We start from the raw sequence: 20,407 nt of genomic DNA on the forward strand, positions 1-20,407 counted from the left end.
GAGGTGCCTGAGTTTCTGATGAGGCGGGGGAGCGGGATTGGAGTTAATCCGAGCACGTACGATTGCCCTTGGCAAGGGGTCGCGCACGGAGTTAACGCGGTGGTTTCACGGCGCGGTCGGAGCGGCCAGCAGGCTGCCCGCGTTCGGCGCCAGCGGCGGCAGGCCGAGCTCGGACAGGATCCGGAACGCGGTGGCGGTGGCCGCCGACAGGACCGGGAGCCCCAGCTCGTCCTCGACCGGCTGGATCGCCGGCAGGGACGGCATCTGTACGCACGCGGACAGCACCAGCGCGTCCGCGTCGCCGAGCTTGAGGCGCTTGTAGTGCTCGCGCAGGTCCTGCGGGTCCAGCCGGGCGACGGCCAGATTGTCCGGCACCTCCAGGCTCAGCGCGTCCACCACCTCGACGCCCGCGTCCTCGATGTAGTCGGCGACCTTGCGGGTCAGCGGCTTCATGTAGGGCGTGACGATGGCGACCTTCTTCGCGCCCAGCGCGGCGATCCCGTCGAGCAGCGCACCGGCGCTGGAGACCACGGGCACCAGCGCCTCCTGGGCGCGCAGCACGTCCTTGATCTCGTCCTCGGCCGTGCAGTGGTGGCCGGGGCCCTGCGCCATGATGGCGACGAGACAGGCAGTGGCCACGACGTCCGGCCGGGCGTCGGCCAGTTCCAGGACGGCGCGCTCCGTCTGCGCGTTCATCGCCCGCAGCTCTTCGGGGGTGACGTGCTTCATGCGCATCCGGCTGCTGTGGAAGACGAAGCGGTCCTCGGGGGAGACGGCCTCGCGCGCCCGCATCAGGCGGGGGAGCTCGGTCTCCATCGTGAGGTTCGAGCTGGGGACGATCATCCCTATGTGGTGGTCCGGCATGGTTCGCTCCAAGTTTTGAGGCATGCCTGATGAGGGCGGGGGCCTGCGTGTGTTCTTCGGACGCGTGACTACGGAGGTTCGGTCGCGGAGGTCAGTGCTCCTGGCCGAGCCGCTCCCAGTGATCGGCGAGGACCGCAAGGTGCCGCAGGACGTCGGCGCGCTGCTCCGCCGGGATCGGCCGCAGCAGCTCCTCGTCCAGCTTGCGGGCCCGCAGGTTCGCGTCGTGCACGGTGGCGCGGCCCTCCTCGGTGAGGTTGAGGAGCTTGCGCCGGGCGTCGGCGGGTGAGGGGGTGCGGGACAGCAGGCCCCGGTTCTCCAGGCGCCGGGCGACATCGGCCATCGTCGAGGTGTCGAGCGCGACCAGGTCGGCGATGGAGCGCTGGTCGCAGCCCGGGTTCTCGCCGGTGATCTGCAGGACGGCGAACTGCGGCCCGGTCAGCGTCGCGTCGACGTCGTGCAGCCAGGCGGCGAGATAGGCCTGGTACATGCGGCGGGCCAGGAAGCCCGGGGCGTGGCTGAGTTCGTCGGGGGTGGCGACGTCGTCGGCCTGTTCGGGGGTGGAGGGCGAGGTCATGGCACCGCTGTCGTGTGGAGTGGTCATGGCGTGGTCCGGCTCCGGCGAGAGGGTCTGCCGCAGCGCGGTGCGCAGCAGGTCCAGGGCCGGTGCCGGGTTGTCCCAGAAGACCATATGTCCTGCGTCCGGGATGCGAACCATGCGCGCCGTGGTGTTCGCGGCGGCGGCCTCGGCGGCGCCCTCGGCGGTGACGACGGGGCTGTTCGCCCCGTACAGCAGCGTCGTGGGACCCGGTACCTGGGGCCACCAGGCGAAGAAGTCCTCGCTCTCGAAGCCCTGGTGGGCGCGCTCGATCGCCTCCAGGCCGCAGCTCGCGAGCCAGCGGGCCCGCAGCTCCAGCTCGCGGCGCGGCCAGGTCGGCCAGAAGCCGCCGACCTCGTCGGCATCCGTACCGCGCCTGGCCTGCGACAGCTGGCGCGTGAACGCCGCGAGCGTCGTCGGGTACGGTCCCCGGCCGGGCCCGCTCATCGGCGGGTCCACCAACAGCGTTCCGCCGAGCGGGACATGGTCCCGCACCGCGGTGGCGGCGGCGATCCGGGCGCCCATGGAGTGGCCGAACAGTACGGGGTCCGCCAGTTCCAGCTGCTGGATAACGGCTTCCGTGTCGGCGGCCAGGGTGTCGAGGCAGTGGTCATCGGCGTCGTCGCTGAGACCTCGGCCGCGGATGTCGAGGACCAACGGCCTTGCCAGATCCGTCAGTTCACGGGCGACGAAGTCCATGGTGACCGCCGGGCTGGTGATGCCGGGCAGGATCAGCAGGGGGACGCCGTCGCCGCCGTAGTCCAGGACGTGCAGCCGCACGTCCCCGCTGCGGGCCCAGCGGCTGACGGCCGGGATGTCGGCGAGGTCCGCGAGGCCCGGCTGCGTGAGGAAACGCTCCGGCCGTCGAGCTTCGCGGTCGTGCCCGGCATCCTGCCCGGCATCCTGTGCGGCTCCGGAAGACGCGTTCATGATCTCAAACTCCCTTCGTCGTCAGGTACTTCACCATGTCCTCGTGGCCCACGACATCCCCGTACTTGGCCTGGATGTCGAAGAGCGCCGCCTCGTGCGGCCCCGCGGCCCGGTCGCCGCAGGCCTCGGCCGGTACGAGCACCGGCCAGCCGTACTGCACCGCGTCCACCGCCGTGGCGCGCACACAGCCGCTCGTCGTGGCGCCGCACACGACCGCCGTGTCGCAGCCGAGACCGGTGAGAAGGGAGGCCAGCGCGGTGCCGAAGAACGCCGACGCACCCTTCTTCACGATGAACTGGTCCCCCTCCTCGTACGGCAGTCGGGGGTCCAGGGCGACGGCCTCGCCGCCCTCGCGCAGGGCGCGCATGCCGGGCGCCTTGGCGAGCCAGGTGACCGAGTCGCCCTCGGCCTCGGCCGGTGTGTAGGCGATGACCGTCCACACCACGGGTACGCCGCCGGCGCGGGCCGCGCGCACCAGTTCCGCCGTGGCCTCGACGGGGGCGGTCAGATCGCTGCCGGTGGCGAAGCCCGGCTCGGTGAAGCCGCGCGTCAGGTCGACCACGATCAGGGCGGGACGGTGGCCGCGGGCAACGGCGGCGCCGAATCCGGCGCGTTCGTAGACGCGGTCGGTGGCGGGGTCGTACGGGGTTGGCACGGGGCCTCCAGGGCGAGGGATCTGGCCGCGGGATCCGGCCGCAGGATCTGGCCGGGGATTCGGCTCAGTGGTGGTGGCGGTAGGCGAAGGACTCGTCGTCGGAGGTGTCCAGCGGGGTACCGCGCCACAGCCAGTCGTAGGAGACGTCGGACTCGCCGTCGTAGCGCTCGCCGAGCTTGGCGTCGCGGGCCTGCTGGTCCGGGCCGTCGGGGAAGCGGTAGAAGACCTGGTTGCGCAGCGAGGCCTGCTGGACCATTCCGGCGTGCCGGGCGCGGCGGTTGACGTACCGCTGAAGCGCACCGGCGATGCCCTCGCGGGTCACCGCGCCGAGCTCCTCGGCGAGCACGGCCCCGTCCTCCATGGCCTGCGAGGCCCCCTGCGCCTGGTAGGGGAGCATCGCGTGGCAGGCGTCGCCGAGGAGGGCCACGCGGCCGTCGACCCAGTTCGGGTCGCGGCGGCGGTGGTAGAGCGGGAAGCAGGTGATGTCGCCCTTGGCCTTGGCGAGCATGGCCGGGGCGCGGTCGTCCCACTCGGCGTAGGCGTCGACGAGCATCTCGGTGGTGCCGGAGAAGGTCGTCTTCTCGCCGTACTCGTCCTTCCACGGGACGCAGCCGACGATGTTGAGCCACTCGCCGCCACGGATCAGGTAGTGGACGAGATGGCGCCCGGGGCCGTACCAGATGGTGCTCTGGTAGCGGTCGAAGAGGAAGCGGGTGGCCGGGTCGGCCTGGAGCAGCTCGCCGGGTATCAGGGTGCGGAAGGCCATGTCGCCGGAGAAGACGAGGGTGTCCTCGGCGCCGATGAGGTCGCGGACGCGGGAGTGGATGCCGTCGGCGCCGACCAGGACATCGGTTTCGTGCCGGGTGCCGTCGGCGGTGACGGCGACGGGACGGTCCGGGGACGTACGGTCCAGTTCCACGACGCGCGCCCCGGTGACGATCTCGACGGCGGGGCCCGGGCCCAGCGGGTCGGTGCAGGCGTGGAGGATGGTGCGGTGCAGATCGGCGCGGTGGTAGTGCCAGTAGGGGGCGTTGAACTCCTCCTGGACGCGGCGGCCCAGCGGCGTGAGCCCGATGATGCTGCCGTCCTGCCAGCGGCGGCGCACCTGGTCCTGCGGCTCGGTGCGGATGGCCTCCAGCTGCTTGCGCAGGCCGAGGCGCATCAGGACCCGGCTGGCGTTCGGCGCGGTCTGGATGCCGGCGCCCACCTCGCCGAGCTCGGCGGCCTGTTCGAGGACGGTGACGCGCAGTCCCTTGTGGCGCAGGGCCAGGGCGGCGGTGAGGCCGCCGAGACCGCCGCCGACGACGGTGACTTCGTAGGACTGGCTGAGAGGCAAGACTCCTCCAGGGATGCGGCGTTGGGGGGGTGGGGAACCGGGGTTCAGCCTTCGACGAGGTGTCCTGCGGTGACGACGTCCGTGCCGTCCAGGCTGACCGTGCAGCCGCGCATCGCGATGTCGAGGTGGGCGTAGGAGTCACGCTGGAGGTGCGGGTGCGGGCCCGTGGACCACAGGAAGTTGCCGGCGAAGGCGCGGGCGTCCATGCCCATCAACTCGTCCTTGCCGTACATCGCGGTGGCGAACCAGTCGGCGGACTTCATCAGGCCCCAGCCCATGTGGGAGAGGCTGCGGGCCCACTTGTCGTGCGAGTCGTCGAAGAAGGTGTTGAGCAGCTTGGCCTCGGCGCCGCCGGTGACCTCCTGGATGTGGCCGCCCGACACATGGAGCGTGACGGGACGCTGCACGTACTCCTTGAACGGCAGCAGGATGTCACCTTCGGCGAGCACGATCTGCCCGTCGGAAATCTCCGGCCAGCACAGCACCATCGTGCTCGGCCAGTGGTCCCAGCGGCCCGGGTCGTCGGCGAAGCCGGTCTGGAACTCCGGGTGGGATTCGGCCAGTTGGACCGTCAGGTCGGTGCCGGCCTCGGAGGTCACGCGCATGACGGACGAGGCGCGGACCCGGTCCACGCCCTCCTGGACGCGCACCTTGTCCTGCTCGGTCGGCAGGTTGCGGACGAGGACGTCGGGCGCGTCGCAGACGAAGATGATGCGGGTGCCGGTCTTGAGGATGTCCTGTTGCAGCGGGGCGTGGATGAAGCCCTCGCGGGTCAGGTCCACGACCAGGTCGGCCGCCTTCAACAGCTCCTGCGCGGCGGTGTCGTTGAGGACGGACACGAGGCCGGGGCCCGCGCCCGTGTGGGTGCTGGGCAGCGGGGCGGGGCTGCCGCCGGGCACCGTGGCGGACACGACGTGGGCGCCGAGGCTCTTGGCGGCGCCGAACGCGGCGGCGACGTAGTCACCACGGCTGCCGGGCTCGGAGAGCACGACGACGTGCTCTCCCTCGCGGACCTTGCACAGCTGCAGTTCACGGGTGAAGGCGTCGAGGACGTCGACGGACGAGAAGTCGAACATCGGGTGTTCCTCCGGGAGACGAGCGCGGACGTACATGGCACGTGCGGGTGGTGCGGAGGGTGCGAAGGCATGCGGGAGCACCGCGGCGGACGCCGTACGAGGGCGTCACCGGGGGTTCTTCCGAACCCGCCTGCCGAGATGATCCGAGCACGTACGATCTCGGAAATCAAGGGGTCGGGTCCCGGGAGTGGGTGTTCGCGGTGTGCGGGTGAGTGGTGAGGTACTTGTCGTAACCCGACAATGCTGCGCGGAGGAATCGGTCGACTCCTTGCCTGATAGTCGCGCTGACCGCTGGCATGATCGCTGGGAGGCCAGAGCGGCAACTATGTAGCATCTGAACAATGCGAGGAGGGTCACGTGACTCGGAACGGTCATGTGCAAGTGACGGGCGTCGGCGCGATGACGCCTCTGGGAGCCGATGCGCCGGCGTCGTGGGCGGGGCTGCTGGACGGCAAGTCGGGGGTGCGGCTCCTGGAGGAGGAGTGGGCCGAGGAGCTGCCCGTGCACGTCGCGGCCGGACTCACCGTGGACCCCGCCTCACTGCTTCCGCGGCCCGAGGCCAGGAAGCTGGACCGCGGCGAGCAGATGGCGCTCCTCAGCGCGCGCGAGGCATGGCAGGACGCCGGCGCCCCGCAGGTCGCGCCGGAGCGGCTCGCCGTCGTCATCGGCACCGGGACCGGTGGTGTGCTCACCACGCTGGGGCAGGACGACATCTTCGAGGCCTCCGGGATCCGCCGGCTCTCCCCCTTCACCGTCCCCATGCTGATGCCGAACGGCCCCGCGGCCTGGGTGAGCATGGACCTGGGCGCGAAGGGCGGCGCCAGGACCCCGGTGAGCGCGTGTGCGTCCGGAGCGGAGGCCCTGGCCATGGGGCAGGACCTGATCCGCGCCGGGCGGGCGGACGTGGTGGTCGCCGGTGGTGTGGAGGCGTGCCTGCACCCCTTCACTCTCGCGGCGTTCGCCCAGATGAAGGCGCTGTCGACGCGGTCGCAGGACCCGGAGACGGTGTCCCGTCCGTTCGACGCCGAGCGGTCCGGGTTCGTCATGGGCGAGGGTGCGGGGATGATGGTGCTCGAACGCCCCGAGTTCGCGCGGGCCCGTGGCGCCCGCGTCCACGGCACGCTGGCCGGCAGCGCGGTGAGTTCGAGCGCCGAGCACATCACGGCGTCCGACGCGGACGGCCAGTCCTTCGCCATGGAACTGGCGCTGCGCGACGCGGACGTGGCTCCGGCGGACATCGGGGTCGTGCACGCCCATGCCACCTCCACGGAGTCCGGTGACGTGGCGGAGGCCGCGGCGATCGGCCGCGTGATCGGCAGGCACGCCGCGGTCACGGCGACCAAGTCGATGACCGGTCACATGCTGGGCGCGTCCGGGACGGTGGGCGCCATGGCCGCGCTCTTCGCGCTCAGGGACGGTGCGTTGCCGGCCACGCGCAACCTCGACACACTCGACCCGCGCGTGGACCTGGATGTGGTCCACGGTGAGCGGCGCACCGGGCAGTGGTCGGCCGCGCTGGCCAACTCCTTCGGGTTCGGCGGCCACAACGTCAGCCTGGTCTTCACCGGCTGAGGAAGGTCCTACGCGCCGGAGCGGGCCACGAACAGCGGTTGGAAGAAGCCGGATTCCCGCGGCGCCCGCCACTCGCCGTCGACGAACCCGGCGTCCGCCGCGATCCCGGCCAGCCGCTCCTGACCGAGGGCCCAGTAGGGGGCCCGGCGCACCCGGACACGCCAGTCCTCTCCCGCGTCCGGGAGGAGCTGGAAGTGCTCCACGTCGTAGTGCTCGCCGTCGTCGTGCCAGTGCCAGAGCTGAAAGGTGACCGTCCGCCCCGCACTGTCGGGGCCGGGCGCGTGGACCTGCGGAGGCGTCGAGGCGGGGCGCTCGCGCAGCAGGTCCTCGTACGGCCGCGTGCTGACCAACAGCAGCCCGTCGGGGCGCAGTACGCGGCGCATCTCGGCCAGGGCGGTGCGCACGTCCTGCGCGGTGAGCAGGTGCGGCAGCGCGTTGTCGGCGCACACGACGACGTCGAACCGGCTCTCGGCGAAGGGGAGTTGCCGCATGTCGGCGGCGGCCGTGTGCAGCGGCAGCCCCCGGGCCGCGGCCTCACGGGCGGCGCGGGCCGCGGCACGGGGGCTGAGGTCGGTCCCGGTCACGTGGTGCCCGAGCAGCGCCAGACCGATGGCCTGGGTGCCGATGCCGCAGGAGCAGTCGAGCACCTCGGCGCCGCCCCGGCCGATCACGGCGTCCAGGGCCGCACCCTGCCGCCGGAGGCTCGCGTCCCAGTCCGGGTAGATCAGGTGGTAGTCGTCGGCCAGTTCGTCGTAGAAGCGCGCCACGGTGGTCTGGGACATGGCCCGAGGGTACCGGCGCCGTTCGTCACCCGTGCCGCAAGTCGGCTGTGAGCGGCGCCAGTTGACCTTCTTCTCCTGGCGATGAGGCTATGCGAGTTCCGGCTGCGGGTCCGCCGAGCCCGCCTTCGACGGGCGCGGTGACGGAGGCGTGGCCTTCGGGCCCCACTGCCTGGTCGTCCGTACGTAGAGGAGGACCACGGAGCCCGTAAGGAGGAGGAGCAGGGGGCCGAACGCCCAGGGGTGGGCGGCCATATGGGTCGGGAGGTAGCGGTAGGACACGAGCAGCATGGTGAGGGCGGCGGCCCCGTAGCTCACCATCAGCGTGGCCTGGCGGTCCCAGCCGCGCGCGAAGGCGCGCATCGAGGCCTCGATGGACAGGGCGAAGACCGTGCCGGCGAGCAGGTCCACGCCGTAGTGGTAGCCGAAGCCCAGGGTCGCGGTGAGGGTGCCGACCAGCCAGAAGGTCCCGGCCCAGCGCATCGCGCGGGCGCCCTCGCGGGTGTGGATGAACAGGGTGATGGCCCACGCGGTGTGCAGGCTCGGCATGCAGTTGCGCGGGGTGATCTCGTCGAACGGGAACGGGTGCGGGACACCGAGCGCCGGGAGGGTGTTCGGCCAGATGTCGGCCACCGCCCAGTGGCCGCCGTCGGGGCCGAAGGCGTAGAGCGGGCCGACGACCGGGAAGAGCATGTAGATGGCCGGCCCGAGGAGGCCGATGGCCAGGAAGGTGCGCACCAAGTGGTGGGCAGGGAAGCGGCGTTCCGCCGCCACGTGGCGCAGCTGGTACACGCCGACGAGGGCGGCGGCCATGGGCAGCTGCCCGTAGACGACGGTGAGCAGGCCGCTGCTGATCGGCGAGGTCATCTCGACCAACTGGCCGACCAGCCACGACGGGTTGGCGAGGGCGTGGTCGGCGGCGGCCACGTACTGGTCGAGGACCATCGGGCGGGTCTCGGAGGTGATGAGGAGCCAGGTGTCGCCGGTCTTGTGGCCGAAGACCAGAAGAAGGCCGAGGCCCGCGCCCTTGAGGAGGACCGATCTCTCCCGGCCGGTGTGGCGGGCGAGGCCGAGGACGGCGATGCCCAGGATCACCCACAGCGCGCCGTTGCCGAAGTTCATGTCGGCGCCGACGATCAACCGCACGAGCCAGAACACGATGTCGATGCCGACCGCCGCGCACGCCGCGATCAGCCGCTGCCGCCAGGTGAGCACCACCATCGTCAGCGCCAGGCCGCCGTACAGCAGCGGCCCCGAGTGCGGCGCGAAGATCAGCTCTTGGGCCTCCACGGTGATCGGCCCCGGCTGCCCGTAGCGGCGCGCCACGAACTCCAGGGCGATGTGGAAGCCGAGCGTCGCCAGTCCGGCCGCGATCCACAGGAGGGTGCGCGGCTGCCGCCAGGCGGGCGGCCGGGGCTCGGCGCCGCGCTGGTGCGGCAGGGACAGGGGAGGTGGTGTGGTCTTCAATTGTCCGACTTGGTGGCTTGGTTCCGGATGCGGGCAACTGCGGCGATCTGGGTGATCGTCGCAGTTCGAACATGCTAACGGGGGGTCGGCCCGGTAGGTAGAGGCACGTCCGGGACTACTCCGCGGGCAGCACCTTCGCCAACGCCCGCAGCACCGGCTCCCGTCGGATGTCGATGTGCGAGTAGGTGAGCGCCTCGGCGAGGCGGGGGCGGCCGTCGCCGATCGCCCGGCAGATCTGCTCGTGCTCGGTGCGGTGCTGTGCGGCGCCGTGCTCGGTGGCCGTGAGCCGGAACAGCCAGTGCATCAGGCCGAGCGAGCGCTGGAACGAGGACTGGAGCAGCCGGTTGTCCGTCATGGTGATCAGCTCGGCGTGGAAGGCCGTGTTCGCGGCCGCGATGCCGGCCTGGTCCGCGCTCCGGGTCGCCGCGTCGGCCTCGGCCATCACGCTCCGCAGGCCGTCGTGACCGCCCCCGCCCGCGACGATCTCCGCCGCCCGGCGTGCCGCGAACACCTCCAGGCTCAGGCGCAGGTCGAAGAGTTCCTCGACGTCCCGGAGGGTCAGCCGGCGCACGCGGGCGCCCCGGCGCGGCTCCAGTTCGACGAGCCCCTCGGCCGCGAGCCGCATCAGCGCCTCGCGGACCGGGACCCGCGAGACACCGAGCGCCTCCGCCAGCTCGCGCTCCCGAAGCCGCGAGTCGGGCGGGTACGCGCCGGAGTGGACGCCGGCCCGGATCAGCTCCTCGGTGCGCTCCACCTGCGAGGCGGTCCCGGTCCCGGCTCCGGCGCGTTCTGCCGTGAGTGTCACGCGGGCGACCCGCTCTCGGGCCCGGCCGAGCCGGCCGCACGGAACGCGGGGAACGTCGGCGGGAAGAGCGTGCCGGTGTCACGGCGCTCGGTGTCGCGCTCGCTGTAGGCCGCGCGCATCTTCTCGAACAGGGCCTGCGCGTCGCGCGCCAGTCGCGGCAGGTCCGTGCCGGGCAGCGCGCCGTCGACCAGCACCGGGTTGCCCGCGACGACCGAGTTCGTGGCCTGCCGCGCCGTGCCGTTGAGCAGGAACGTACGGACCGGGTCGTCCATGACCCCGTCGCGGATGTCGTCCAGGGAGAAGGCGACCAGGTCCGCCTGGGCGCCGACGGCGATCCGGCCCAGGTCCTCGCGGCCGAGGGCGCGGGCGCCGCCCAGCGTGGCCGCCTCCACGTAGTGCTCGGCGGGCGCGGCGTCCGAGCGCCCCTCGGCGATCTTCGCCAGGTGGACGCCGACGTCCATGCCGCGGATCAGGTCCGGCGGGAAGGAGTCGGTGCCCAGGCACAGGTTGACCCCGGCCTCGCGGTAGGCGCGGAACGAGTGCAGCATCTCGCTGTAGCGCAGGGACGTCTGCGGGCAGTGGATCACCGAGATGCCACTGGCGGCGAGCAGCGCCAGGTCGCCGCGGTCCTCGCCGTGGACGGCCGGGTGCCGGTCGAGCAGCACCGTGTGCGGGATGAGCAGGTTCGGGCCCAACAGGCCGTGCTTGTCGAGGAGTTCGAGCGGCGTCAGGCCGTCGTGCCGACGCTGGATGATCTCGCGCTCGGCCAGGCCCTGGAGCGCGTGCAGCCGGATCAGGGCCCCGCGCTCGCGTGCGATCCGGGCCGTCTCCCCGAGCAGTTCCTCGGTCAGTGTCTCGATGCGGCAGGGGAGCAGGACGCCGGTGAGCAGCGGGTCGGCTCGCTCGTCGAGGTGGTCCAGGAAGCGGACGGCGTCGCGCAGGCCCGCGCGGCCCTCCTCCTCGTCGAAGGCCACGTCGCGGGTGCCGTCCGGCAGGACGACGTTGACCCCGGAGCGGTAGGCCGGGCCGAGGTAGCCGCGCAGGCCGATGCGGCGCGCGGTGCCCGCCATGTCGACCAGTTCGTCGTAGGGCTCGGCCCAGCGGCTGTGCACCTCGGAGGCGATCGGCATGAAGGTGGTGATGCCGTGCAGTGCGAGCTGGGCGAGCGCGTACTCGCGGATGGTGGCCCGCTCCTGCGGGGTGAAAACGTCGTGGCGGCGGTGGGTGAAGTAGTCCATCGACCACTGCAGTCCCTTGCCCCGCTCGGGCCCGGCCCAGGAGTCCAGGACGAGGTGGTCCACGTCGGTGAGCGCGTCGAGGTCGATGAGGCCCGGCATCACCAGGGACTCGCCCAGGTCGCGCTCCTCGTCGACCTCGCCCTCGTACCGCGGTCCGACGTAGATCACGGTGTCGTCCTGCCACACCACCTCGCCGTCCCGCAGCAGCGCGTGGCCGCCGTCCTGGTGGGCGAGGACGTGTCGGGCGCGCCAGCGGGTGCGCATAAGTGCCTCCTGAGGTGGGGGTGTTGCGGACGTGGTCGATCGTACGAGTTGGTATACCGGGTTGGGAAGGTGGTGTCCACGGGAGTGCCCGTCGGTTACCCGGGGAGCGCGAACGGGCGCCTAAATGTCCGCCTGTGCGGCTTAGTTCAGCACCTCGGTATACCAAGATGCGGTTACCCCTATCGCTGCCCGACCCAGCTGGTATACCGTCCCGCCAACCTTCCCCCTTGCGCCGAATGGATCACGCGACGTGACGGATTCCCCAGTGCTGCCCGCTCGGCCGCCCTCCGACGCCGACGGCGTCGCCGAGCCCAACTCGCCCTCGGCGGCGGTGACTTCGGGCCCGCCCGTGGTCGCCGCCCGCTCCCTCCTCGGCACCGCCTGGCTGCGCATCCGTCGCAGCCGGATCGCCCTCGCCGCGCTCGTCGTGGTGGTGCTCATGATCCTTTTCGCGGTGCTGGCCCCGCTGCTCACCGCGATCGAGGGCCAGGACGCGTACACCACCAGCACCAGCCCGGACGTGCTGGACGACTACGGCACGCCGGGCCTGCCGCTGTCCTACTACCGCTACCCCTCCGGCGAGCACTGGCTCGGGCTCGAACCGGGCCTGGGCCGCGACACCTTCGCGCGCATGGCACACGGCGCCCGGGTCTCGCTGGTCATCGCGCTGCTCGCGACCGTCGTCTCCGTCGTCCTCGGCACCGTGCTCGGCGCCGCCGCCGGCTACTTCGGCGGCAAGGTCGACATGGTGATCAGCCGGGTCATGGACCTGTTCCTGGCCTTCCCGCACCTGCTGCTCGTGCTCTCGCTGACGCCGATCCTGCAGTCCCGGCTCGGTGACACGGCGCTGGGGGACGGGAGTCTGCTGCCGATCGCCTCGCTCGTGATCATTCTCGGCTTCTTCGGCTGGGCCTATCTCGCCCGCGTCGTACGCGGACAGGTGCTGTCCATCAGGGAGCAGGAGTTCGTCGAGGCCGCCCGCGCCTACGGCGCCTCGCACGCCTCGATCATCCTCAAGCAGATCGTGCCCAACGTGATGGGCGTCGTCCTCGTCTACGCCACGATGATGATCCCCACCAACATCACGGCCGAGGCCGCGCTCTCGTTCCTCGGCGTCGGCGTCAAGGACCCCACCCCGTCCTGGGGCCAGATGCTCAACGCCGCCCAGCAGGGCAACTGGTACCTCACCGACCCCTGGTTCCTCGCCGTACCGGCCGGTGCCCTGGTGATCACGGTGCTCGCCTTCAACCTGCTCGGCGACGCCGTCCGCGACGCCCTCGACCCCAAGGCCTCCCGTGGCTGACCACCTTCAGGAACACCAGGAGCAGCAGTGAATCGACGCACCGTGGCGGCACTCGCCCTGACGGTGACCGCCGGGATGGCCCTCACCGCCTGCGGAGGCACCAAGCCCGCGCCGGGATCGGGCTCCCGCGCCCCCGCCGACGCCTTCGACCCGGTCAAGGTCGGCGACGGTGACACCACCAAGGGCGGCAACGTCAACGTCCTGATGTCCACCGACTTCCAGACCCTCGACCCCGGCAACAGCAACTACGTCCAGACCGCCAACGTGGGCCAGCTCTACTACCGCACGCTCACCATGGCGAAGGAGGAGGCAGGCAAGCCGCCGAAGGTGGTCCCCGACCTCGCCACCGACCTCGGCAAGGTCTCCAAGGACGGGCTGACCTGGACCTACACCCTGAAGAAGGGGCTGAAGTTCGAGGACGGCAGGCCCATCACCGCCAAGGACGTGAAGTACGGCGTCGAGCGCACCTACGCCCGCGACGTCTACACCCAGGCGCCGCAGGAACTGAACGCCGCCCTCTCCGACGACGGCTACAAGGGCCCCTACGCCAAGGGAGCGGCCGGGGACTTCAAGGGCATCGAGACACCGGACGACCACACCGTCGTCTTCAAGCTGAAGCAGCCGTTCGCCGAGTTCCCCGCCCTGGTCTCCCGCTCCAACACCGCGCCCGTGCCGCGCGCCAAGGACACCAAGCTCGACTACACGAACCACCCGGTGTCCACGGGCCCGTACAAGATCGAGTCGTACCAGCGCGGGCGCGCCATGAAGCTCGTCCGCAACAAGCACTGGGACCCGGCCACCGACCCGAACCGCAGCGCCCTGCCGGAGACGTTCACCTTCAGCCTCTCCACCGCGCAGTCCACCATCAGCCAGCAGCTCCTCGCCGACTCCGACCCCACGGCCATCACCCTCGACAGCGCGGGCGGGCTCCAGGCGTCGGACGCGGCCAAGCTCGACCAGCCGAGCATCGCCCGGCGCACCGCCTCCGGGATCATCGGCTGCACCGACGTCCTCGACTTCAACACCGAGACCATCAAGGACCCGGTCGTCCGCAAGGCCCTCGCGCTCGCCATCGACCGCAAGGCCATCCAGCTCCAGTACGGCGGCGCCCGCTTCGGCAAGCTCACGCAGTCGTACATCAACCCCCAGCAGCGCGGCTACGTGCAGCAGCACACCGCCCTCGACCCGACGGGCCAGCCCAAGCTCGACGAGGCGAAGAAGCTGCTCAAGGGACGCTCGTACCCGAAGAAGCTCGTCTACGGCTACGCGGACGCGACGCCCCGCTACAAGAACATGGGCACCTCGCTCCAGGAGAACCTCCGGCAGCTCGGCATCGACCTCGAACTGCGCCCCATCCCCGCGGCGAACTACTTCACCACCCTCGCGGGCAAGGGGATGCCGGACCTCGCCCGCAGCGGCTGGTGCGGCGGCGCCGACAGCGGATCGGTGCGCACCACCATCGACCCCAACCTGGGCCCGAGCGTCGACGGCAAGACCTTCGGCTTCTCCAACATCCCCCGCTACCACGACCCGGAGATCTCCAAGGCCATGTACGCGCTGCGCGGTGAGAACGGCACGAGCGAGGAGTTGGGCCGCAAGTGGTCGAAGCTCTTCGACCGCGCCATGCAGGACTACCCGCTCGTCCCGCTGATCAGGAACGTGACGCGCAGCGTCGTCGGCTCCGACATCAGGGGCGCGCAGGTCGGCTACTTCTTCGGCGGCATCGACCTCTCGACGGTCGCCGTCGCGTCCGGCTCCGGCTCCGGCTCCTCCGGCTCCGTGGCAAGGAAGGGATGACCTGACATGATCGCCTTCCTGACGCGGCGCCTCGGCGCCACCCTCGCCCTGCTGATCGTCATCAGCTTCGTCACCTTCACGCTCTTCCAGTTCGGCCCCGCCGACCCGGCGGCCGCCGCCTGCGGCCAGGAGTGCACCCCCGAACGCGTCGCCGAGGCACGCGTCGCCCTCGGCATGGACAAGCCGTTCCTCACTCAGTACGTGAACTACATGTCGGGCCTGTTCCACGGCCGGACGATCGGCGCGCCCGGCGCCGAGTCGCTCTGCCAGTGGCCCTGCCTCGGCAAGTCCTTCCAGACGAACGAGGACGTCGCCGCCGTCCTGGAGCGCGCACTGCCGTACACGGTGTCGGTCGCCGTCGGCGCCATCGTGCTGTGGACCGTCGCCGGAGTCACCCTCGGCACGCTCGCCGCACTGCGCAAGAACAAGCTCACCGACAAGCTGATCGTCGGCGCCGCGTCCATCGGCGTCTCGCTGCCGATCCCGGTCACCGGACTGCTCCTGCTGCTCGTCTTCGTCTCGACCTTCGACGTGCTGCCGTTCACCACCAACGCCATCACCTCACCCTTCGGCCCTGCCGGATTCGACGGCTGGTTCCTCAACTACCTGCTGCCCTGGGTCGCGTTGGCGGTCCTGTTCAGCGCCCAGTACATCCGTGTCACCCGCAGCTCCATGCTGGAGACCTTCGGCGAGGACTTCATGCGCACCGCCCGCGCCAAGGGCCTGTCGAAGGGAGCCATGGTCGTACGGCACGGCGCCCGCGCCGGACTCACCCCCGTCGTCACCATGCTGGGCCTCGACATCGGCCTGCTGCTCGGCGGCGCCGTCCTCACCGAGCAGATCTTCTCCGTGCCCGGCATCGGCTTCACCGCCGTCCGCGCCGCCCAGGCCGGCGACCTGCCCGTGACCATGGCGATCACGCTGCTCGCCGCCTTCTTCATCATCATCGCCAATGTCGTCGTCGACGCCGTCTACGCCGTCATCGACCCGCGAGTGAGGACCGCCTGATGACCAGTCAACCGCTGTTGCGGATCAGGGATCTGCACGTCGCCTTCCCCACCGACGACGGGCTCGTGCACGCCGTCAACGGCATGGACCTCAGCCTCGCCAGGGGCGAGACCGTCGGCCTCGTCGGCGAGTCCGGCTCCGGCAAGACGGTCACCAGCCAGGCCCTGATGAGTCTGCTCAAGGAGACCCGCGCCCAGGTCGGCGGCGAGATCCTGCTCGACGGCACCGACCTCAACACCCTGTCCGAGCAGCGGATGCGGGCCCTGCGCGGCAAGAAGATCGCCATGATCTTCCAGGACCCGCTCTCGGCGATGCACCCCTTCCACGCGGTCGGCGACCAGATCGCCGAGGCGTACCGGGTCCACAACAAGGTGTCGAAGCGGGCCGCGCTGGCCGTCGCCGTCGACATGCTGGGCCGCGTCGGCATCCCCGACCCGAAGCGGCGGGCCCGCGCGTACCCGCACGAGTTCTCCGGCGGCATGCGCCAGCGCGCGATGATCGCCATGGCCCTCGTCTGCGAGCCCGAACTCCTCATCGCCGACGAACCGACCACCGCCCTCGACGTCACCGTCCAGGCGCAGATCCTCGACCTGCTCGGCGAGTTGCAGCAGGAGACCGGGACATCCATCGTCATGGTCACCCATGACCTCGGTGTCGTCGCCGAGGTCTGCCACCATGTCGCCGTGATGTACGGCGGACAGTGCGTGGAGCGGGGGAGCGTGCGCGAACTGTTCCACGACCCGCGCCACCCGTACACGCAGGGCCTGCTCGCCTCCATGCCGACGCTCGGCGACGACGGCGAACGGCTGCGCCCCATCCCCGGGTTCCCGCCCTCGCTCACCGCGCTGCCCGCCGGGTGCCTGTTCGCCGACCGCTGCCCGCAGACCCACCTCGTCCCCGACGACCTGTGCCGCACCGAACGTCCCGTGTTCCTCGCGAGCACCGGCGTCGATCACCCCTCCCGGTGCCACCAGGAGAACCTCGCCACCGCCGAGGAGGCCGCGCGATGACATCAACCTCTGCCCCGACCCCCTTGCTGGAGGCCGAAGGGCTGACCAAGCACTTCCCGGGACGCGGCGGACTGCTCGGCCGGGGCGGCGCGCCGGTCAAGGCCGTCGACGGCGTGAGCTTCTCCGTCGGGGCCGGGCAGACGCTCGGCCTGGTCGGCGAGTCGGGCTGCGGAAAGTCCACCACCGGGCGGCTGTTGATGCGCCTGGTCGACCCCACGGCCGGGACCGTCCGCCTCGACGGACAGGACCTCGGCTCGATGAACCGGGCCGAGGCGCAGGAGTACCGGCGCCAGGTCCAGATGGTGTTCCAGAACCCGTCCTCCTCCCTCAACCCCCGCCAGTCCGTCGGCAGCGCCATCGCCGCGCCGCTGCACGCCCAGGGCATCGACCCGCCCGGCGGCGTCAAGACACGGGTGCGCGAGCTGATGGACCGCGTCGGCCTGCGCCCCGACCACTACAACCGGTTCCCGCACGAGTTCTCCGGCGGCCAGAAGCAGCGCGTCGGCATCGCCCGCGCCCTCGCCCTCGAACCCCGCCTCATCATCTGCGACGAGCCGGTCTCGGCCCTCGACGTCTCGGTCCAGGCGCAGGTGGTCAACCTTCTCCAGGACATCCAGGCCGACACCGGTGTGTCGTACGTGTTCATCGCCCATGACCTGTCCGTCGTACGGCACTTCGCGGAGCGGGTCGCCGTGATGTACCTCGGCAAGATCATGGAGAGCGGGCCGACGCGGGAGGTCTTCGACGACCCGCGCCACCCGTACACCCGCGCCCTGCTCTCCGCGGTCCCGCAGCCGGACCCGGACGCCGACCGAAGCCGCAGGATCCGGCTCAGCGGCGACCTTCCCACCCCCGCGAACCCGCCCTCCGGGTGCGTGTTCCGCACACGGTGCCCGCTGCGCCCGACCCTCGACGAGGCCGAACAGGCGCGGTGTGCGGGCGAGGTGCCACCCACGGCCGGCACGGAGACCCCCGCATGCCACTTCGCGGACAGGACGGCTGTGGCAGCGCACTGACCGAGCCACCCAGCCACCGCGCCACCCACACACCACCATTGACACCACCGAACAGAAGGAAGTTGCACCACATGCTCATCCGTGACGTCCGCCCCTGGGGCGGCGAGCGCAGTGACGTACAGCTCGACGGCGCCCGCATCGCCGCGATCCGCCCGCACGACCCGCAGGCCGAGCCCGCCGGGGACGTCGTCGAGGGCCGCGGCCGGCTCCTCTTCCCCTCCTTCAGCGACGTGCACGTCCACCTGGACTCCACCCGCATCGGCCTGCCGTTCCGCCCGCACACCGGAGGCCCCGGGGTGTGGACGATGACGATGAACGACCGCGAGAACTGGCGCGATGCCGAGGTCCCGCTGAACGAACGGGTGGCGGGCACCCTGGAGCGCATGATCGCGCGCGGGACGACGCGGGTGCGTTCGTACGCGCAGGTCGACGTCGACTGCAAGCTGGAGAAGTTCGAGGCCGTGGTCGCGGCCAAGGAGAAGTTCGGACACCTCGCCGACGTCCAGATCATGACGTTCCCGCAGGCAGGCATCCTGCGCGAGCCGGGGACCGCCGACTATCTGGAGGCGTCGCTCAAGGCGGGCGCCGACGTGATGGGCGGCATCGACCCGTGCACCCTGGACCGCGACCCCAAGGGCCACCTCGACGTCGTCTTCGGACTCGCCGAGAAGTACGGCGTCGAGGTCGACATCCACCTGCACGAGCCGGGCGATCTTGGCGTCTTCTCCACCGACCTGATCCTGGAGCGGGTCCGCGCCCTCGGCATGCAGGGCAAGGTGACGATGTCGCACGCCTACGAGCTCGGCTCCGTGAACGAGTCCACCAGCCGCCGCCTCATCGAGGAGTTCGCGGAGCTGGACATCGCCATGGCGACGGTCGCCCCCGCGAAGGGCAACCAGCTCTCGCTGGTCCAGCTCACCGAGGCGGGCGTCCGCGTCGGCCTCGGCGAGGACGGCCAGCGCGACTACTGGAGCCCGTACGGCAACTGCGATCTCCTCGACCGCACCTGGCAGTTGGCGTTCACCAACAACTTCCGCCGCGACGACCACATCGAGATGTCCCTCGCGGTGGCGACCATGGGCGGCGCCTCCATCATGAGCCACGAGGTACCCCGCCTGACCGGCGTCACCGACCGCCCGGGCCTCGCGGTGGGCGACCGCGCGGACCTCGTCCTGGTCGACGGCGAGACCCCGTCCAGCGCGGTCATGGACCGGGGCAGGGACCGCACGGTCCTGCACGACGGCCGGGTCGTGGCGGAGGGGTTGGAGCTGGTCGCGGGGGTGTGACGGGTGTGAGGGGTGGGGGCCGGTCGCTGTGTGTGCGTGCGGCCCCCGTGGCCCGTTCCGGGTCGTGCGAGGCGTGATTCCAACCGCCGAGGCGTTGAGCGTGGTCCGGGCGGGATCAGTGCTGTGGCGTCTCCGCCCGACCGGCCTCCAGGCCGGCGACCACGGTGGTCAGCCGGCCCATCGTGTGGGCGATGCGGAGGCCGTCCATGTAGTCCCGGACATGCACGATCCGGCCGTTCTGGACCCGGAGCACCAGGAGACCGGGGAAGCTGAACGTTCGGCCGGTCGTGGTCACGGTCCCGGCCACCACCTGCTCGACCGTGATCAATTCGGGGTCCGTGCTCTCGTGGACGCGGACGTCGTCGATACTCTGCGGCTGTGCCGGGCTCGCACCCCAGGCCGCTCGATAACCCGCACGCACCTCTTCCCGTCCCTGGTAGCGCTCGGGCATGCCGGGGAAGCCGAGAAACGGGAACTCGTGCACGGCGTCGGCCGCGTACAAATCAGCCAGATCATCCGCCGACTTGTCGAGCATGGCGCGGTGGAAGCGGGCCAGGACATCGCGAGGGCCGAGATCGGCCGAGGTGGTGTCTGACATGACGGTGGGTCTCCGTTCCGTCGGCATGTGGGCGCACCCGATGTGAGTGATGCACCGGAACTCGGCTGTGGCCCGGTGATACGAGAAGCCCAAGTTCCGGTTGTGGACATCGACTTGGACGCCGTGATCTCCGCACTTTACGGGAAGGCCCGCGACGGAGTCGGTGGCTCAACATGCGGCGCCCCGGAGGCCGTCGGTGGCGTGAGTGTGTGGCACAGCACGCCCGCCCCGGCGCAATTCGTGTGTCCGTTGTCAGTGGTGGCCACTATTCTCTTCACATGATCCCCACACCAGAGGATGGTTCCGCGCGGTCCGCCGATGAGCTCAACGAGCTGATCCGCGATCTCATGCTGCGTTCCGGTGGGCGGTTGAGTGCTGAGCAGCGTCGTGAGTACGAAGTGCTGGTCGCGGAGTGGGCGGCGGCCCGGCGTGGCGGGATTGTGAAGGCGGCGTAGGGGGCGGCCCGGGTTCGCTAACCGGCGGCGCGGGGGAGGCGGACGACCGCCGTGCCGCCCTCCAGGTTCACGGTCGTCCTGTTCGGCGGCGCTCCGTCGTCCTCGTTGTCCGGCATGACCAGCGCCGACTGCCGCTCCTTGAGCTCGTGTTGCTTGCCGGGCGACAGCGCGCCGTGCAACTGCTCGAACCCGGTCGCCGACACCTGGCCATGCCGAGTGCCGGGGCGCCACGGCAGCACCCCGGCCCGGCCCGCGCGCAACAGCAGTTGGTCGACGAAGGCCAGCAGTGTCAGCACGATGACCAGGCCGGGCAGTGTCATGAAGAAGATGAACTCCATGGCAGTCACAACTGG

At 71.0% G+C, this 20,407-nt stretch carries 19 protein-coding genes; 8 read left to right on the forward strand and 11 right to left on the reverse strand.

Annotation, left to right across the window (positions count from 1 at the left end):
* Positions 1 to 105: 105 nt before the first annotated feature.
* From OKJ99_RS00460 to OKJ99_RS00480, 5 genes are all read right to left on the reverse strand, one after another.
* Positions 106 to 864, reverse strand: coding sequence for a maleate cis-trans isomerase family protein (locus tag OKJ99_RS00460; protein WP_326013553.1), 759 nt, complete (start codon positions 862 to 864; stop codon positions 106 to 108).
* Positions 865 to 955: 91 nt separating this feature from the next.
* Complete coding sequence (locus OKJ99_RS00465; RefSeq protein WP_326013554.1) at positions 956 to 2,389, reverse strand: alpha/beta fold hydrolase; 1,434 nt, start codon at positions 2,387 to 2,389, stop codon at positions 956 to 958.
* A 4-nt stretch (positions 2,390 to 2,393) separates the two neighbouring features.
* Positions 2,394 to 3,044, reverse strand: a complete 651-nt coding sequence (locus tag OKJ99_RS00470) for an isochorismatase family protein (protein ID WP_326013555.1) — start codon at positions 3,042 to 3,044, stop codon at positions 2,394 to 2,396.
* Between the two features lie 64 nt (positions 3,045 to 3,108).
* On the reverse strand, positions 3,109 to 4,380 hold the full coding sequence (locus OKJ99_RS00475; RefSeq protein WP_326013556.1) for an FAD-dependent monooxygenase: 1,272 nt from the start codon (positions 4,378 to 4,380) through the stop codon (positions 3,109 to 3,111).
* Positions 4,381 to 4,424: 44 nt separating this feature from the next.
* Entirely contained in the window at positions 4,425 to 5,456 is a 1,032-nt protein-coding gene (locus tag OKJ99_RS00480; protein WP_326013557.1) for a hypothetical protein, read from the reverse strand.
* A gap of 357 nt (positions 5,457 to 5,813) precedes the next feature.
* Between OKJ99_RS00480 and OKJ99_RS00485 the strand changes: the two genes are divergently transcribed.
* The gene (locus OKJ99_RS00485) at positions 5,814 to 7,028 is read left to right on the forward strand and encodes a beta-ketoacyl-[acyl-carrier-protein] synthase family protein (RefSeq protein WP_326013558.1); all 1,215 of its coding nucleotides are present in this window, start codon (positions 5,814 to 5,816) and stop codon (positions 7,026 to 7,028) included.
* Positions 7,029 to 7,036: 8 nt separating this feature from the next.
* On the opposite strand, the gene OKJ99_RS00490 is transcribed toward OKJ99_RS00485, so the two are convergent.
* The 4 genes from OKJ99_RS00490 to OKJ99_RS00505 all read right to left on the reverse strand — a co-directional run bounded on the left by OKJ99_RS00490 (position 7,037) and on the right by OKJ99_RS00505 (position 11,581).
* The gene (locus OKJ99_RS00490) at positions 7,037 to 7,810 is read right to left on the reverse strand and encodes a class I SAM-dependent methyltransferase (RefSeq protein ID WP_326013559.1); all 774 of its coding nucleotides are present in this window, start codon (positions 7,808 to 7,810) and stop codon (positions 7,037 to 7,039) included.
* Between the two features lie 87 nt (positions 7,811 to 7,897).
* On the reverse strand, positions 7,898 to 9,274 hold the full coding sequence (locus OKJ99_RS00495) for a phosphatase PAP2 family protein (RefSeq protein ID WP_407700620.1): 1,377 nt from the start codon (positions 9,272 to 9,274) through the stop codon (positions 7,898 to 7,900).
* Positions 9,275 to 9,389: 115 nt separating this feature from the next.
* Positions 9,390 to 10,079, reverse strand: coding sequence for a GntR family transcriptional regulator (locus tag OKJ99_RS00500; protein WP_407700621.1), 690 nt, complete (start codon positions 10,077 to 10,079; stop codon positions 9,390 to 9,392).
* Entirely contained in the window at positions 10,076 to 11,581 is a 1,506-nt protein-coding gene (locus OKJ99_RS00505) for a chlorohydrolase family protein (RefSeq protein ID WP_326013560.1), read from the reverse strand. The genes OKJ99_RS00500 and OKJ99_RS00505 overlap by 4 nt, the downstream gene beginning before the upstream one ends.
* A gap of 265 nt (positions 11,582 to 11,846) precedes the next feature.
* Between OKJ99_RS00505 and OKJ99_RS00510 the strand changes: the two genes are divergently transcribed.
* The 6 genes from OKJ99_RS00510 to OKJ99_RS00535 all read left to right on the forward strand — a co-directional run bounded on the left by OKJ99_RS00510 (position 11,847) and on the right by OKJ99_RS00535 (position 19,001).
* A complete protein-coding gene (locus OKJ99_RS00510) occupies positions 11,847 to 12,884 on the forward strand; it encodes an ABC transporter permease (protein ID WP_407700625.1) in 1,038 nt (345 codons plus the stop codon).
* Between the two features lie 27 nt (positions 12,885 to 12,911).
* The gene (locus OKJ99_RS00515; protein ID WP_326013562.1) at positions 12,912 to 14,681 is read left to right on the forward strand and encodes an ABC transporter substrate-binding protein; all 1,770 of its coding nucleotides are present in this window, start codon (positions 12,912 to 12,914) and stop codon (positions 14,679 to 14,681) included.
* Positions 14,682 to 14,687: 6 nt separating this feature from the next.
* Positions 14,688 to 15,689, forward strand: a complete 1,002-nt coding sequence (locus OKJ99_RS00520) for an ABC transporter permease (RefSeq protein WP_326013563.1) — start codon at positions 14,688 to 14,690, stop codon at positions 15,687 to 15,689.
* Positions 15,689 to 16,699 (forward strand): ABC transporter ATP-binding protein, encoded by a 1,011-nt coding sequence (locus OKJ99_RS00525; protein WP_326013564.1) that lies wholly within the window; start codon positions 15,689 to 15,691, stop codon positions 16,697 to 16,699. Before OKJ99_RS00520 ends, OKJ99_RS00525 begins: the two co-directional genes overlap by 1 nt.
* On the forward strand, positions 16,696 to 17,715 hold the full coding sequence (locus OKJ99_RS00530; RefSeq protein ID WP_326013566.1) for an ABC transporter ATP-binding protein: 1,020 nt from the start codon (positions 16,696 to 16,698) through the stop codon (positions 17,713 to 17,715). The genes OKJ99_RS00525 and OKJ99_RS00530 overlap by 4 nt, the downstream gene beginning before the upstream one ends.
* Positions 17,716 to 17,786: 71 nt before the next feature.
* Positions 17,787 to 19,001 carry an amidohydrolase gene (locus tag OKJ99_RS00535; RefSeq protein WP_326013567.1) on the forward strand — a complete coding sequence of 405 codons (1,215 nt, stop codon included), beginning with the start codon at positions 17,787 to 17,789 and terminating at the stop codon, positions 18,999 to 19,001.
* 115 nt (positions 19,002 to 19,116) lie between these two features.
* Here the strand turns inward: OKJ99_RS00535 and OKJ99_RS00540 are convergent, their stop codons facing one another.
* Positions 19,117 to 19,599, reverse strand: a complete 483-nt coding sequence (locus tag OKJ99_RS00540) for a nuclear transport factor 2 family protein (RefSeq protein WP_326013569.1) — start codon at positions 19,597 to 19,599, stop codon at positions 19,117 to 19,119.
* 278 nt (positions 19,600 to 19,877) lie between these two features.
* On the opposite strand from OKJ99_RS00540, the gene OKJ99_RS00545 reads away from it, so the two are divergent.
* On the forward strand, positions 19,878 to 20,054 hold the full coding sequence (locus OKJ99_RS00545; RefSeq protein WP_326013570.1) for a hypothetical protein: 177 nt from the start codon (positions 19,878 to 19,880) through the stop codon (positions 20,052 to 20,054).
* 17 nt (positions 20,055 to 20,071) lie between these two features.
* On the opposite strand, the gene OKJ99_RS00550 is transcribed toward OKJ99_RS00545, so the two are convergent.
* Positions 20,072 to 20,392, reverse strand: a complete 321-nt coding sequence (locus OKJ99_RS00550) for a DUF6191 domain-containing protein (protein WP_326013829.1) — start codon at positions 20,390 to 20,392, stop codon at positions 20,072 to 20,074.
* Positions 20,393 to 20,407 lie beyond the last annotated feature (15 nt).

Source organism: Streptomyces endophyticus, assembly GCF_035798155.1.
Classification (GTDB): Bacteria; Actinomycetota; Actinomycetes; order Streptomycetales; family Streptomycetaceae; genus Streptomyces; species Streptomyces endophyticus.

What these genes read in the sequence shown, in the direction of transcription:
- OKJ99_RS00525 (WP_326013564.1), top strand. Translation starts at nt 15,689, where the DNA reads ATGACCAGTCAACCGCTGTTGCGGATCAGGGATCTGCACGTCGCCTTC.
- OKJ99_RS00530 (WP_326013566.1), top strand. Translation starts at nt 16,696, where the DNA reads ATGACATCAACCTCTGCCCCGACCCCCTTGCTGGAGGCCGAAGGGCTG.
- OKJ99_RS00490 (WP_326013559.1), bottom strand. Translation starts at nt 7,810, where the DNA reads ATGTCCCAGACCACCGTGGCGCGCTTCTACGACGAACTGGCCGACGAC.
- OKJ99_RS00535 (WP_326013567.1), top strand. Translation starts at nt 17,787, where the DNA reads ATGCTCATCCGTGACGTCCGCCCCTGGGGCGGCGAGCGCAGTGACGTA.
- OKJ99_RS00460 (WP_326013553.1), bottom strand. Translation starts at nt 864, where the DNA reads ATGCCGGACCACCACATAGGGATGATCGTCCCCAGCTCGAACCTCACG.
- OKJ99_RS00520 (WP_326013563.1), top strand. Translation starts at nt 14,688, where the DNA reads ATGATCGCCTTCCTGACGCGGCGCCTCGGCGCCACCCTCGCCCTGCTG.
- OKJ99_RS00545 (WP_326013570.1), top strand. Translation starts at nt 19,878, where the DNA reads ATGATCCCCACACCAGAGGATGGTTCCGCGCGGTCCGCCGATGAGCTC.
- OKJ99_RS00505 (WP_326013560.1), bottom strand. Translation starts at nt 11,581, where the DNA reads ATGCGCACCCGCTGGCGCGCCCGACACGTCCTCGCCCACCAGGACGGC.
- OKJ99_RS00480 (WP_326013557.1), bottom strand. Translation starts at nt 5,456, where the DNA reads ATGTTCGACTTCTCGTCCGTCGACGTCCTCGACGCCTTCACCCGTGAA.
- OKJ99_RS00550 (WP_326013829.1), bottom strand. Translation starts at nt 20,392, where the DNA reads ATGGAGTTCATCTTCTTCATGACACTGCCCGGCCTGGTCATCGTGCTG.
- OKJ99_RS00540 (WP_326013569.1), bottom strand. Translation starts at nt 19,599, where the DNA reads ATGTCAGACACCACCTCGGCCGATCTCGGCCCTCGCGATGTCCTGGCC.
- OKJ99_RS00465 (WP_326013554.1), bottom strand. Translation starts at nt 2,389, where the DNA reads ATGAACGCGTCTTCCGGAGCCGCACAGGATGCCGGGCAGGATGCCGGG.